Here is a 14,055-nt window from a genome sequence, read left to right as displayed (position 1 = left end):
AATGTGGACCTTCTTAGGGCTTCACTTTCTTTGTCAGTCACGAGGCTGACACCCGCGAAGAAAAACGAAACGGCCCCGGTGAGCGATACCGGAGCCGTCTCGGATTTTTTTGCGGACTTAACCGCTGAGCGTTGGTGTTTGCTGCACCTCAGCTTGGCGACCCTTTAAGTACCAAAGAATCAGGCCGCCACGTGGCCGGGAAGACGAATGACCACGAATACGAACATACACGACGACGAATCAGACGCAATCCGCACCGATCGGTCCCGTGATGCAGAATACTTTCGTCTCAATTCAGAGTGCATGCGAGAGTGCGGCGTCGGGGCAGCGTTAACTCTTGCTGCCTTCTATCGAATCGCCGGGCGCGGAAAATTCTTTCGCACGCTTTCCGTCATCATGAAGCGAACGCGGTTTAGTGATTCAAGCACCAAGCGACACATGAAGGTCCTGGAAGACTGTGGATGGATCGAGAATTTTGGAAGGCAGCGGCGCCGGACGCCGACACGGGCCATCACCGATCGCGTACTCGACGGCGCAAATGACTGGGCGATGGTGCTACCTGAGTGGGTGCTCGATTTGGATCTGAAGGAGTCTGAGCTCGCGTTGATTTCTATCTCGTTCCATCGAGTACGCGGGATGAGCAACTCCGAAAACGGTGATCTGGGGGCGTGGCTCTGTATCGATGCCTCTGCTGAATTCACCTGGTCGACCAAGTGGGTTGCATCGCTTACCGGCCTAAGTCCCAAATCGATCCGCTCTGCTCGTGCGTCGCTCGTCGCCCGTGGAATGATCGAGGACTCCGACCAGCCGCGTGGGAAGATCGTGGTCGTCCCTCGCACTCCGGACGACTGCGACGATGAACACGACGAGATACAGCTCTTTTCGTCCAGTGAATTCCCCGGGCATGCAGATTTCCAACCGGGGAAATCTGCTACGTGGCTTGGGGAAATTCGAGACTCGGCTAGAGAAAACCTGACCCTTGGCTTGGGGAAATCTGACACTCGCAGTGAATGTAAAGACCCTCGAATAAGAAAGACCTGTGAATCGAAAGACCCTTTAAATCAACGCGGTGTTTTCACACCGGACGCGTTCCTACGAGATCCCGAGTCAAGGCTTGCACCAGTAAAAAAAAAGAGCCACAAATCACCAGTGGAAAGGCACCGGATCGGAATGGAGTGATGACATCCCATTCTGAAACTGCGCCAACCAGCCACCGGGGCGACGGCACCGCGAAACCTTCTGATAACCAATCCTCGCGAGATAGCAATGATGACCGACCAACCAAGCCTTTCAACGATTGACTATGGATACACTGCTGTGAGCGACAGTCCAATCAAGACGACGGCAATTACGTCAGCAGGCACAACGATTCCGCGTGTGGCTGGCCATGATCCACTGGGGGAACTCGCGGAACGAATCCACAAAGCAAACCAACGCTTCGGCAAGGCGTTCGCGGACTGGATCAGCGTCGTCGGGGAACAGCTGAAGCAAGCGAGGATTTCGCTCGCGAGGAAAGGGAGTGGAAACTTTGAGCGGTGGTGCAGCGACGAGATTGGGTGGTCGCCACAGTATGTGAGAAAACTGATTTCAGCTCACGAGACGATCGAACGAATTCGAAGGACTGAAACAATTGTTTCAGTTCTGCCATCGTCGGAGTCACAATGCCGGGAGTTGGCCAAGGCACCAGAAGAACTCCGCGTGAAGGCGTGGCAGGCTGCCGTTGCGATGGCGCAGGAGACCGGTAAACCTCCGTCAGCAAATTCGGTCAAGCAAGCAGTCAGAAACGTATCAGGACCGCCGAGAGGCGAGCGATCTATGGATCGTTACATCGACGTCTATCGATGCGGGTGACTGCGCCGCCGACAGTGCGAGTCCGGCCTTGGATCGCAAGCCGAAACGCTGCACACCACAGGACACTCTCGCCCAGATGCAGGTGCTCCTTGGCGAGATGACGAAGAGTGAGAGGGAAATTGCGCTCAAGACGCTTCGCGACTGCATGGAATCACAAGACGGAGTCGACTGCGCAAGGGTTCTTGGGATCAAGAAGCCAGCACTGGCGGAAGTCGACGGGGACCCGAGTGAGGAAGAGCTGACCGAAAAAGTCATGCGGTTTTCGAAGGAAAAGAGAATCAATTTGTTACAAGACATCATTGATCGTGGTGACAAGGACGTCATATCCGCCGCGATTAAGCCATGCCTGAATTGGCTCAACGAGCCGGGTCGCCACTAGTTTCGTGCACACGCGGTCCAGGGGCTGATGCACAACGCGCCAGCTTCTGTCTGTGCCGCGTTGGTTGGAGACGCGTCTGCGAAGATCGACATGCTAAACGAAGTTTTCAAAGGCGAGAAGAAGTCGGAAATCTCAGAGGATCTCACCTGTGCTTTGGAGGCGATTGCGAAGAAGTTTCTTGACTTAAAACGGCTCGGTGGTCCGCGAGGGAAGGCACCGACGCTCGATCAAGTGATCGAGTTCTCGATGGAGCAGGAGAAGAGGACACGGTACGAACACGCTGGAGCTTGCGTCGAAGAGTTCTTCTACTACTACGAAGCCAACGGTTGGGTGCAGGGCAAAGGAGGCATTCCGATCAAGGACTGGCAGGCGGCATTCCGGAGGTGGGTGCTGAGCCAGGAAGGGAAACCGCTAAAGGCGCGAGTTCCGTTCCACCAAGAGATCCAGTCGTATGCCGATCAGTTGGGTGGTGATGCGTCAGGACAAGTCGTCGCGTTCTACGATCATTACTCCGCAAACGGCTGGAGGCAGGGAAGCGGAAATCAGATTGTCGACTGGAAAGCGTCCTTTCGTAGCTGGGTGAGTAGAGACATCGAGGGGACCGCTCCGGGGAAGAAAGCCGAGCGGGAATTCTATGACCCGCTAAAGTGTTTCGAAGAACTGGCCTAGCTCTCGTTCTGACAAGTGAGCGGGCACCGAGCCAATGAAGCAAACCAGCAAAAACAGCGGCCCGAGATACCTTCGTGCTTGCGAACGGCTCGACGCTGCCTTCTCACCAGTAGCGGCGTAGAAACAGTGAGGTCTCCCGTCAAACGGGCCGCAAGGCTAGTCGCCGTCGTACCTGGGCGACCTCACAGGATGCGACTGGAATGTGAGCGGTATGCCCCGGATTTATCGGTCATGAAACGAGCCATGAACTCCTGTCTTTTCAGGGCGCAACAGGAAACACAGACATGTGAATAGGCAATCCCGTTGAGGATTCGGTGAAGCTTGATTTCTGCAAAGTGCTACGCGATAAACGCGCTGGTTGACCGCGACGGTTGGTCGACTAGGACCGGTCACTTCGAACCGAATTCAGTCCCGCGACTAGATGGACAAAAGAAAAATGTGGACCTTGGAACTTCCCGCGGCTCCTGGTGCGATACTCTCCGACGGCGTCATTCGCTTTGGATTAACGTTGGATGAGCGAAATGAGTTATTGGCGTCAATTGGCTTACTGCTTGGCAGACTTTCCGCATTCGAATTCGAAGAGAAGATGAACGCGTTTTGCGACAATTCGCAACACGTGCCCCTTCGCGGTGATCTGATCCGAATCGACGAAGACAACCCCAATGTTTTTGTGCTACGTCTTTGGGGTGAGTTGCCTGGTGAGTACCAACGGATTCAGGCTGAGGGCTTCTCCAGACGTTTCGTTGAGTATCGATTTACGAGGGCGGACGCCGAGGACCTATACGCAACGGAAAGCACCGTGATCGAGTTTTCCCGACCTGGCGATTGAAGAGAGTGAACCGGGAAGTGATATGACCAAAGGCCGTGAGGCAGTGAAGATGGGCTTTGTGATGGCGTCCCACGTTTCGGAACCGCTACTCCGTTCCCGCCACTCGCTGCCGTCCTGGTCGACTGGTGACAACGCGCCCATTGCATACGAACCAATGTTCTCCATCCTGAACACGTGAGCGGATCTAACTGTCCTTCAATTGTTTGGGATTCGAACGGATGAATGAACTGGTCAAGCGTGACGCGATTGCAGTGGCAAAGACCGAAATCCAATCCCGTCAAAGTAAAGGGCAGACAAAGCGCACGCTTGCCACCAAATTTGGATTGAAACCAAACGAAGCCGGTCGTGTGATCCGGACAGCCGTTCGTGAGCTGTATGATTGCGACAACCGCGATCCCATCTATTGGTTGCTGCAGGATTGTGGTGATTCCACTCCGCTCCAGCGACGATTCGCACGGTGGAAGCAAAAGAAGCTGATGCAGGATCCGGCAATCGCTCACCGCGTCGAACTGCTATGTTCGTCGCGCGCGTGAGCTTAATGATTTTGGCAATTCTCAGAGCACTGTCAAATCCGAACGGCGTCACGAAATGACGAAGAGGACTGTCGAGCAATGCCTGTCGATCAGCACGCGCGATGTGCTATCGCAGAGGGGCGGAGTCTATCACGGCACGGTTTGCTGGGAATGGTTCGGCGGCAGGAAATCGTCAATCGCCTACACGACAGATTGGCGCAACGCTTCACCCACCCTCGTTCTGGTGTATTGCGACGACGCCGATGGCAACGGGCTCGTTCGATTGCCAATCGATCTCCAGAGCACACGTCTGCGGCACGGAGGTCAACGCTGGTGGTTTTTGTGTCCCATTGAGTACGATGGCATGCCCTGTGGCCGCCGATGCGGAACGCTGCACCTTCCGCCGAGCGGAGACATCTTTGGTTGCCGTCAATGCCACGACTTGTCGTACGCCAGCTCCCAGGATGCACATCAGCTGGAGCGTTTGATCGATCAGATTGATAGGTCTTCTGCAAGCTGGATCCGCGACATCGGGATGACCAAGTCGCCGGAAAAGACTGTTGACCCAACGTCGTAGACTGCCAGTCGATACTCTTCTTTATTGGTTGGCTTTCCCTCAACGCTGTGTGCGTCATGCTCCGGCAAACGCGTGGTCGGAGTTGCGGTCCACGGTCGGTGAAATCCGTCAGCACCTTTGAGCCGATCTGATCGTTTGGACGAAGCCCAAAATGCATGTTTTCGAGCCGCTGGACCTGATTGCGATTCAGCGAGTTGTCCCACGGTGAGACAACTTTTGGGGGCGGCAACGGCGCCTGGAGGATCCCAGGGGCCCGTGCGGTAGGGCGGGCTGGGATGCTGTGCTGCCGTCGATTGCGGTACCGGCGGAAGCCGAGCGTCCAACCGGAAGGTCGGCGGGGCGTCGCGTTTGCCATTGACTGGAGCAAGTTGGCGGTTTTCCGCAGTTGGATTGGTGATGACCTGGTGGTGCCGGCTGGTTTCGGGACGCATGGACACCGACGAACCAGTTTGCCGTGGCGGGCACTCGTTCGGATTGATGGGGAGCCGTCTTTTGGGGGGCTGTACCCCCATGAGTTGGGCTCTGCTACGATTTGGGGGGGCGTTCGTACGGTTGTCGCAGGTGGCGATGGTTGCAAAAACGCAAAAAGGGCATTCTTTCGCGGCGACGGCGACCTGGAACTCAACAGTGCGAGTGACGGTTGTTTCGGTCGGGCGCCCGGCGCACCGATCGCCGCTGCCCGTTTGTTCGGAATGGAAGACGGATACCAGGATTCAATGGCAACTCAAAAACTCACCCTCCAGCGCCTTGAGAGTATCCTGTTCAAGGCCTGCGACACTGGCAAGGTGCGGGTGAAGGTCGATCAGGATCGCGAGGCCACGGCGAATGTCTGATTCTCAACCGGTCCCGATCAACCGTACGTCGAAGGCCGATAGGTTCCTGAAGTCGTCATTCTTTGAACAGTTGGTGGAACACGTTTTCATCTCCGAACTTCTGCAGGAAGCCTACTACCGATTCGGCATGACCGTGGAAGTACTGCGGTCGGAAATTGACGCGTCCGGCTATGACGTCGTCTTCGAGTGCAACGGGATCATCCGGCACGTGCAACTCAAAACATCCAACATCCACGGCAAGACCAGTCGGCAGAAGGTCAACGTGGCTCTGGCTGAGAAGCCTAGTGGATGTGTCGTCTGGATCATTCGCTCGGAAGACAACCCCGATTGCCGGATGAGATTGACCTACCGGTTCTTCGGGAACGAGGCCGGCCAACCGTTGCCGTCACTCGACGGATTTGCGGTCGCCAAGCATACCAAGGGAAACAAAGACGGCGTCAAATTAGAACGCCCCGCGATTCGCGTCGTGAACAAGGGAGATTTCCTAGCCATCAACACGATGACCGAACTTGTGATGCGCCTGTTTGGGTTGGCCGACCCGACACATGGCGCCGAGGGCACTCCACATGATTGATCCACAAATGCGACCCTATTCCATTCGGATCTTCGTTCCTGATGGTGATCCCGACGGGCTGCGTCTCGTCGAACGGTCCAACTGGACGGGCGTCGGTGTCGTCTTCAAACGGACGGGCTACAAACAGGCTGCCAAACGAACCGAGTTTGATCGCACCGGCATCTATGTCCTGGTCGGGATGTCCGAGGACAGCGCACTGCCGACGATCTACATCGGGGAAGGCGACCCGGTCAAAACCCGGCTGAACCAGCACTACAGCAAAAAGGACTTTTGGGACTGGGGCGTCTTCTTCGTCACCAAAGACTCCAGCCTCAACAAGGCGCACGTCAAGCACCTCGAATCGCGTCTGCTGGAACTCGCCACGTCGGCCAAGCAATGCCGGCTGGACAATACCGGTTCCTCACTGCCGCCCACCCTGTCGGAAGTGGAAACGGCGGATGTGGAGAGCTTTCTCTTGGACACGCTCAGTATCTTTCCGTTGCTGGGATTGAACGTCTTCGAAAAAACGCAATCACGCTCGAAACCGCGACGCAACAAACTGCTGCATATCCACGCCAAAGGGATCGCGGCGACGGGATTCGAAGATGCCAAAGGTTTCGTCGTGATGACCGGATCGGGAATGGTGTTGGATGAAACGAATTCGATCCACGGCTATTTGTCGTCCTTGCGGAAAGACCTTCTAGAGCAAGGAGTCGTTGAGCGGCAAGCCAGCCAATTCGTCTTTGTCGAGGACTATGCGTTCTCGTCACCCTCAACCGCGGCGGGTGTCATCCAAGGCCGCACCGCGAACGGACGAGGCGACTGGAAAACCGAATCCGGCGTGACGCTCAAGGAGTTGCAGGAAGCGGCCGCGGAAACCGGTGACGAGGATGTCTGAATACGCCCACGTCGAAAAGCGGTTCCTGGATCAATTGGCGGCGCTCGACTGGGACGTGATCGACCAAGGGCCGGCATCCCGCAGGATCCCACGACAAGCGGTCGCACCGGTTTTCGCCTGAGTCGCCCGCGGGGGCGGGGCGGATTCCAGGCATCCAACTCTCCCCCTATTTTCTTGTCACCCATTTTCCTGTCGCCCGTTCTCTCACAGCACCCTCCCATTTTTCTGCCCCTGATTTTTCTGCCATCTCCGCGCAAAAATCACGACCATCGATGCGTTGATCCAGGGCCGGTGACTGCTCGCACGGTGGCTACCCGGGCGCAGAGGGGGTACACTGCAGTCCTCGGGAGACTGTCGATTGGCCGTCGGCAGCCGTCAAAGGGGGCAGGCATCGGAGATCGTTCCTACCAGGGGATCTTCGCGTCTGACCCGCCCGATCAGTCCTGGTAGGTGCGCAAGACGTGACATCAAGTGATTCCGGAGCATTACGCTCCCCCAACTTTCAATTCCTTCATCAGGTCGATCCGCTCTTGGTCGACCTGGCCGCACGCGCCGAGCGGTATGCACTCGACGATCCCAACACGTCGATCATCAAGATCCGTCAATTGGGTGAATTGCTGGCCCAGTCGGTCGCGGCAAAGTACGGCATCGATACGATGCTCGATTCACGGCCGAAGGATCAACGCACGCTGATTGACGATTTGTTTCGGTCCCGGGCGTTGCCGGCCGATGTCAAAAACCTGTTCCACGAGATTCGCAAGGAAGGCAACCAGGCCAATCACGCGATGAAGGGCGACCAGGGCCGCGCGATCACGCTGCTGCGTTACGCCCGCCAAGCGGCCGTTTGGTTCTATCGGACGCACGTGGACAAGTCCGCGAAACTCGGTCCGTTCGTCCCGCCGCTGCCGAACCAGGATACGACCGACGAATCCAAACAGGAGCTTGCTCGGCTCAAAAAGCTCTACGAAGACGCGACGGCGGCTCAGAAGCAACTTCAGGACCAAGCGGCCGACGAGGCACAACTGCGGCAGATGGCGGAGGAGGACCGCGAGAGAGCCTTCCAAGAGCTTGAGGCCGCAATGGCATTGGCCGAAGAAGAATCGGCCGCGACGGATGCCAAGATCGCCCAGTACGAAAAACAACTTGCCGCTCTGTCCGAGGCGACCGAGCCGACAGAATCCGAAGCCGAGGCAATGGTCGCCGCCGGGGAACAGGTTGCCAACGAAGAACTCACCGAAGCCGACACGCGGGAACTGATCGACATCCAGTTGCGTGAGGCCGGCTGGACGGTTGATTCCAAAAACATTCGTTTCGGCAAAGGTTCACGGCCGCAGAAGAACAAGAACATTGCCATCGCAGAGTGGCCGACGACCAGTGGCCCCGCCGATTACGTGCTGTTCGTCGGATTGACGCCCCTGGCCGTGGTCGAGGCCAAACGGAAGAACGTCGACGTTGCCGGCGCCATCACGCAATCCAAGCGATACAGCCGCGACTACACCTTGTCCGCCGATGAGTTGTCGCCCGGCGGCCCCTGGGGCGAGTACAACATCCCGTTCTTGTTTTCCACCAACGGCCGCGGTTACCTCAAGCAACTCAAGACCAAGAGCGGCGTCTGGTTCCTCGATGCCCGGCGAAGCACCAATCACCCGCGGCCGTTGGTCAGTTGGTACACGCCACAAGGGTTGAAACAACTGCTCGGCCAAGATGTCGACGAGGCCCAGGCAAAACTCGATTCCGAATCCACCGATTACTTGCCGCTGCGGTTCTATCAGGAGGATGCCGTCAAAGCGGTGGAGGACGCGATCAAAGCCGGGGAACGTGAAATGCTGGTGGCGATGGCCACGGGGACAGGAAAAACACGGACCTGCATCGGCATCTGCTACCGGCTGATCAAAGCCAAACGATTCCGCCGCATTCTGTTCCTGGTCGACCGGACCAGCTTGGGTGAGCAAACCGCCGACGCCCTTCGCGATGTCCGCATCGAGAACAATCAAACCTTCGCCGACATTTACGACGTGAAGGAACTCGGCGACCTGAGGCCGGACCAGGACACCAAGTTCCACATCGCAACGATCCAGGGGATGGTCAAGCGGTTGCTCGACTGCGAAAACGGCGGAAGGCCCCTGCCGGTGGACCAGTACGACTGCATCGTCGTCGATGAATGCCATCGCGGTTACAACCTCGATCAAGAGCTGACCGACAGCGAACTGAGTTTCCGCGACGAAGCCGACTACATCTCAAAATACTCGCGTGTGCTCGAATACTTCGACGCAGTCAAGATCGGACTCACCGCGACCCCGGCAGTCCACACGCTTGAAATCTTCGGCGGTACGACAGACATGCCGATTTACCAGTACAGCTACCGACAGGCCGTTCTGGACGGCTTTCTGGTCGATCACGAGCCGCCGTTGCAAATCAAAACCAGATTGGCCCAAGACGGCATCAAATGGCAGGTCAACGAGGAGGTGGCGGTCTACGACACCAAGAAGGACCAATTGGAGTTGTTCCACACGCCCGATGAAATCTCACTCGAAATCGACAGTTTCAATCGCCGCGTCGTCAACGAAAACTTCAACCGGGTGATCTGCGAGGAACTGGCCAAGCACATCGATCCAACGCTTCCCGGCAAAACGCTGATCTACTGCGTCACCGACATGCACGCCGACATGGTGGTCGATGAGTTGAAGGGAGCGTTCACCAACCAGTATGGCGCGATCGAAGACGAGGCGGTCAAGAAGATCACCGGCAAGTCAGACAAGCCGTCGCAGTTGATCCGCCGATTCAAAAACGAAAAATACCCCAGCGTCGGTATCACCGTCGATCTACTGACCACCGGCATCGACGTGCCGGAGATCTGCAACCTCGTCTTTCTGCGCCGGGTCCGCAGCCGGATCCTGTACGAACAGATGCTCGGACGCGGCACACGGCTTTGTGAAGACCTGCACGGCCCCGGCGAGGACAAGGCCTGTTTCCACATCTTCGATTGCGTCGACCTCTATTCGGCACTGGAGTCCTACACGGACATGAAGCCGGTGGTAACGAAGCCGAACATCACGTTTGCCCAGTTGCTCGACGAATTGGCCAAGACGAAAGAGGGCGAACACCGAGAAGTCATCAAGGAGCAGTTGGTCGCGAAGCTGCAACGGAAGAAGCGATCCCTCAAGGGAAAGAAGGCTCAGGCGTTGGAAGACAAGTCGGGACTTAGCCCGCAGTCGTTGGTCAGTCAGATCCGTGCCGCGTCACCGGATGAAATTGTCGAGTGGTTTTCGGACAAGACCAACCTGATCGAGTTCCTGGACAAAGCGACCAGCGGCGACGGCGCCAAGTTCTTCGTGTCCGAGCACGACGACGAGGTCACGGGCGTTGCTTCGGGTTTCGGCAAGGGCAACAAACGGCCCAAGGATTACTTGGAGGAGTTCAGGGAGTTTGTGGTGACGAACCAGGATCAAATCGCCGCGATCAAATTGTGCGCGACAAAGCCCCGCGACCTCACGCGGCAGGCCCTCCGCGAGCTGCAATTGGAATTGGACAAGAACGGGTTCAGTGAAACCCGGCTAAAAGTCGCTTGGCGGGAAACCAAGAACGTCGAGATCGCCGCGACGATCATCGGCTATATCCGCAACGCCATTCTGGACGCACCGCTGGAACCGTTTGAGGATCGGGTGAAGGCCGCAATGACGAACATCTTGGCTTCGCGGAACTGGACCAAACCCCAACGGCAGTGGCTTGAACGAATCGGCAAGCAATTCAAAGAAAACACGCTGGTCGACCGGGACGCCATCGATCAGGGCCAGTTCAAGGAATACGGCGGATTCGATCGGCTCAACAAGATTTTCGACGGCCATCTCGCCGACCTGCTGGGCCAGATCACCGACCAAATTTGGGGAGTTGCCGCCTAGCCAAATCCCGGTGGGATAGGCATCCTGCCTGTCAATTTTACGTGGGATAGGCATCTTGCCTGTCAAATCCCGCTACCAGTCCCCACGGCAAGCTAGAAGCTTACCCCACAAAATCTCCCGAAGGATCGACCAACCAACATGAACACCCAAGACATCGTCGCCAAACTCTGGAGCATGTGCCACGTCCTGCGGGACGACGGCATCACGTACCAGGATTACGTGACCGAACTGACGTACTTGCTGTTTCTGAAAATGATGAAAGAAACCAACGAGGAAGGGGCGTTGCCCAAGGGTTACCGCTGGGACGACCTTGTCGGCAAAGAGGGCATCGAGCAACTGAACTTTTACCGGGAGCAACTGGTCCACCTGGGCACGTCGGCCAAGGGGCGGGTCCAATCGATCTTCAGCAACGCCAACTCGTCGCTCAAGAAGCCCAAGAACCTGCTCAAGCTGGTGACGGACATTGACGGCCTCGATTGGTACAGTGCCCGCAGCGAAGGGCTCGGCGACCTGTACGAGGGCCTGTTGGAGAAGAACGCGGCCGAGAAGAAGTCCGGGGCCGGGCAATACTTCACGCCGCGGCCGTTGATCGAGTGCATGGTGCACTGCATCAAGCCGCAACACGGTGAGATCATCCAAGACCCGGCGGCTGGCACGGGTGGATTTTTGACGCACGCCGATCGGTACATCAAGGAACAGACCGACGATCTGTTCGACCTGAGCACCGAGGAGCAGAAGTTTCAGAAACGCAAGGCGTTCTACGCGATCGAGTTGGTCGACGACACGCACCGGCTGTTGATGATGAATGTGATGCTGCACGGCATGGACGGCACGTTCATCGCGGGGGACACGATGGGCGACACGGGCAAGGATCTTTGCAAGGCCGACGTGATCCTGACCAATCCACCGTTCGGGACGAAGCGTGGCGGCGGCGGCCCGACCCGCGACGATTTCACGTTCATCACCGGCAACAAGCAATTGGGGTTCTTGCAGCACATCTATCGCGGCCTCAAACCCGGCGGCCGCGCAGCGGTAGTGTTGCCCGACAACGTGCTGTTCGAAGAAGGCGTCGGCACCAAGATCCGCGCAGACCTGATGGACAAGTGCAACTTGCACACGATCCTCCGACTGCCGACGGGCATCTTCTACGCGCAAGGCGTCAAGACCAACGTGCTGTTCTTTACCCGTGGCAAAACGGACAATGGCAACACCAAGCGAACCTGGGTCTACGACCTACGGACCAACATGCCGGCCTTCGGCAAACGCACGCCGCTGACGGTCGAACACTTCGCCGAGTTCGAAAAGTGCTACGGCAAGAAGTCCGATGGGACCAGCAAACGCAAGGACCAGGGAGAGGAAGGCCGCTTCCGCTGCTTTGAGCGACAGGCGATCGCCGAGCGGGGCGACAACCTAGACATCAGTTGGCTGAAAGACGACGACGGCGCCGGCAATAACGAGTTGGCGGAACCGGAAGAAATTGCGGCGATGATCCGCGAGCGGTTGTCCACGGCGTTGGAAGAGATGGACGCGCTAACGGCCTTGCTGGAAGGTGAGGAGGCAGGAGTATGAGTGACGGAAGCGGCGCGTTGCCGAGTCTTCCAGAAAGTTGGATTTGGGCCCACTTTAGGGATGTAGCCTCAATCGATTCCAAGTTGGTTGCACCAGTCGACTTTCCTGACCATCCGCACATCGCACCCGACAACATAGGAAAAGGAACCGGCCGTCTACTCGATTACCGGACGATCGCCGAAGATGGCGTCACCAGCAACAAGAACCACTTCTTTCCTGGTCAAATCGTCTACTCGAAGATTCGACCTTACCTATCGAAGGTCATCATTGCGGACTTCGAAGGTCTGTGCAGCGCCGACATGTATCCCATCTCGACGCCGCTGGAACTTCGTTACCTGTTCCGCTACATGCTCTCCGATTTTTTCCTCGCAGCAGTTAAGAACCAAGCAGGCAATCGCGTCGTGCTTCCAAAAGTGAATCAAAGGCAACTCTACGACGTCTCGGTTCCAGTCCCTCCCCTCGCCGAACAACGGCGCATCGTCACTGCGATCGAGTCGCTTCAAGCCCGGAGTTCACGTGCCCGGGAGGCGCTTTCGGAAGTGGGGCCGTTGCTCGAACAGTTCCGTCAGAGTGTGTTGCGGTCCGCCTTCAGCGGCCGCCTGACGGCCGACTGGCGAGCGGCCCATCCCGATGTCGAACCGGCCAGCGAAATGGTATCGCGAATACCAGAGCCACCGCCGCCAGCACGCGCGAAGTCTGCAACTCCAAACAGAATTGAAGGTGATAGCGGACTGTCCGTCGGACCGACGGGGAAAGACCTCCCAGCGACATGGTTCTGTACGCGTCTCACTCGGATCGCTCGACTGGTGACCGGGCACACGCCAAGTCGGAAGCATCCCGAATACTGGAACGGAGGTGTCCCCTGGATCGGCATCAAGGACGCACGTGACCAAAACGGGCGTGTAATTGACGAGACGTACCAGCAGGTAACTAAACTCGGACTTGCGAATTCCGCATCACGATTGCTGCCTGCTGGAACAGTCTTGGTTACACGGACGACGAATTCCATTGGTTACTCTGTGATACTCGGCAAGGAGATGGCGACTAGTCAGGACTTCGTAGGTTGGGTGCTGCCAACGGACGTGAATCCCAAGTTTCTCATGTATCTGATGCTCGCCGAGTACGATGGACTGCGACGGTTCGCTAAGGGTTCCACATCGAACCCAACTGTCTATTTCTCCGAAGTCCTCGCGTTTCACATAGCCTTGCCTCCGACCCAGGAACAAAACGAAATAGTTGATCGCGTCGAGTCGATGCTTGACACGATCGAAGAGCAGTCGGCAATGCTACAAGGGTCGGAATCCGCCCTGACGCAACTCGACCAATCGATACTCGCGAAAGCGTTCCGCGGCGAGTTGGTCCCGCAGAATCCGAATGACGAACCGGCGGCGGAACTGCTTGCGCGTATCCGGGCGGCTCGTGAAGCGGACACTCCAAAGAAGAAATCTAAGGCCAAATCTAGATCTTCGGCTGGCACATGAGCGGT

General features: G+C 57.1%; 12 protein-coding genes. All 12 read left to right on the top strand.

The features are described 5' to 3' along the window. Positions 1–207: 207 nt before the first annotated feature. The 12 genes from Enr13x_RS15565 (at position 208) to Enr13x_RS15515 (ending at position 14,050) form a co-directional block, all read left to right on the top strand. Complete coding sequence (locus tag Enr13x_RS15565) at positions 208–1,179, top strand: hypothetical protein (protein ID WP_145387564.1); 972 nt, start codon at positions 208–210, stop codon at positions 1,177–1,179. Between the two features lie 87 nt (positions 1,180–1,266). After that, a complete protein-coding gene (locus Enr13x_RS15560) occupies positions 1,267–1,851 on the top strand; it encodes a hypothetical protein (protein WP_145387562.1) in 585 nt (194 codons plus the stop codon). 28 nt (positions 1,852–1,879) lie between these two features. After that, the gene (locus Enr13x_RS15555) at positions 1,880–2,230 is read left to right on the top strand and encodes a hypothetical protein (protein WP_145387560.1); all 351 of its coding nucleotides are present in this window, start codon (positions 1,880–1,882) and stop codon (positions 2,228–2,230) included. A gap of 90 nt (positions 2,231–2,320) precedes the next feature. Continuing rightward, on the top strand, positions 2,321–2,899 hold the full coding sequence (locus Enr13x_RS15550) for a hypothetical protein (protein ID WP_145387558.1): 579 nt from the start codon (positions 2,321–2,323) through the stop codon (positions 2,897–2,899). A gap of 1,047 nt (positions 2,900–3,946) precedes the next feature. Then, on the top strand, positions 3,947–4,261 hold the full coding sequence (locus Enr13x_RS15545; protein WP_145387556.1) for a hypothetical protein: 315 nt from the start codon (positions 3,947–3,949) through the stop codon (positions 4,259–4,261). 55 nt (positions 4,262–4,316) lie between these two features. Continuing rightward, a complete protein-coding gene (locus Enr13x_RS15540; protein WP_145387555.1) occupies positions 4,317–4,817 on the top strand; it encodes a hypothetical protein in 501 nt (166 codons plus the stop codon). A gap of 825 nt (positions 4,818–5,642) precedes the next feature. Next, the gene (locus tag Enr13x_RS15535) at positions 5,643–6,224 is read left to right on the top strand and encodes a hypothetical protein (RefSeq protein ID WP_145387553.1); all 582 of its coding nucleotides are present in this window, start codon (positions 5,643–5,645) and stop codon (positions 6,222–6,224) included. After that, a complete protein-coding gene (locus Enr13x_RS15530) occupies positions 6,217–7,101 on the top strand; it encodes a GIY-YIG nuclease family protein (protein ID WP_145387551.1) in 885 nt (294 codons plus the stop codon). The genes Enr13x_RS15535 and Enr13x_RS15530 overlap by 8 nt, the downstream gene beginning before the upstream one ends. Then, positions 7,094–7,222, top strand: a complete 129-nt coding sequence (locus tag Enr13x_RS39400) for a hypothetical protein (RefSeq protein ID WP_261344183.1) — start codon at positions 7,094–7,096, stop codon at positions 7,220–7,222. Before Enr13x_RS15530 ends, Enr13x_RS39400 begins: the two co-directional genes overlap by 8 nt. 340 nt (positions 7,223–7,562) lie before the next feature. Then, on the top strand, positions 7,563–11,000 hold the full coding sequence (gene hsdR / locus Enr13x_RS15525) for a type I restriction-modification system endonuclease (RefSeq protein WP_145387549.1): 3,438 nt from the start codon (positions 7,563–7,565) through the stop codon (positions 10,998–11,000). Positions 11,001–11,138: 138 nt separating this feature from the next. Continuing rightward, positions 11,139–12,569 (top strand): class I SAM-dependent DNA methyltransferase, encoded by a 1,431-nt coding sequence (locus Enr13x_RS15520; protein WP_145387547.1) that lies wholly within the window; start codon positions 11,139–11,141, stop codon positions 12,567–12,569. Between the two features lie 83 nt (positions 12,570–12,652). Further along, positions 12,653–14,050, top strand: coding sequence for a restriction endonuclease subunit S (locus Enr13x_RS15515; RefSeq protein WP_197456049.1), 1,398 nt, complete (start codon positions 12,653–12,655; stop codon positions 14,048–14,050). The last annotated feature ends 5 nt before the right edge of the window (positions 14,051–14,055 follow it).

The organism is Stieleria neptunia (assembly GCF_007754155.1).
Classification (GTDB): domain Bacteria; phylum Planctomycetota; class Planctomycetia; order Pirellulales; family Pirellulaceae; genus Stieleria; species Stieleria neptunia.
Note: the sequence above shows the minus strand (reverse complement) of the source record. Positions and strands in the feature narration are given on the sequence as shown.

Bases quoted from the DNA above. Each gene is read 5' to 3' on its own strand.
- Enr13x_RS15565 (WP_145387564.1), top strand. From the start codon at position 208: ATGACCACGAATACGAACATACACGACGACGAATCAGACGCAATCCGC.
- Enr13x_RS15560 (WP_145387562.1), top strand. From the start codon at position 1,267: ATGATGACCGACCAACCAAGCCTTTCAACGATTGACTATGGATACACT.
- Enr13x_RS15550 (WP_145387558.1), top strand. From the start codon at position 2,321: ATGCTAAACGAAGTTTTCAAAGGCGAGAAGAAGTCGGAAATCTCAGAG.
- Enr13x_RS15545 (WP_145387556.1), top strand. From the start codon at position 3,947: ATGAATGAACTGGTCAAGCGTGACGCGATTGCAGTGGCAAAGACCGAA.
- Enr13x_RS15540 (WP_145387555.1), top strand. From the start codon at position 4,317: ATGACGAAGAGGACTGTCGAGCAATGCCTGTCGATCAGCACGCGCGAT.
- Enr13x_RS15535 (WP_145387553.1), top strand. From the start codon at position 5,643: ATGTCTGATTCTCAACCGGTCCCGATCAACCGTACGTCGAAGGCCGAT.
- Enr13x_RS15530 (WP_145387551.1), top strand. From the start codon at position 6,217: ATGATTGATCCACAAATGCGACCCTATTCCATTCGGATCTTCGTTCCT.
- Enr13x_RS39400 (WP_261344183.1), top strand. From the start codon at position 7,094: ATGTCTGAATACGCCCACGTCGAAAAGCGGTTCCTGGATCAATTGGCG.
- Enr13x_RS15520 (WP_145387547.1), top strand. From the start codon at position 11,139: ATGAACACCCAAGACATCGTCGCCAAACTCTGGAGCATGTGCCACGTC.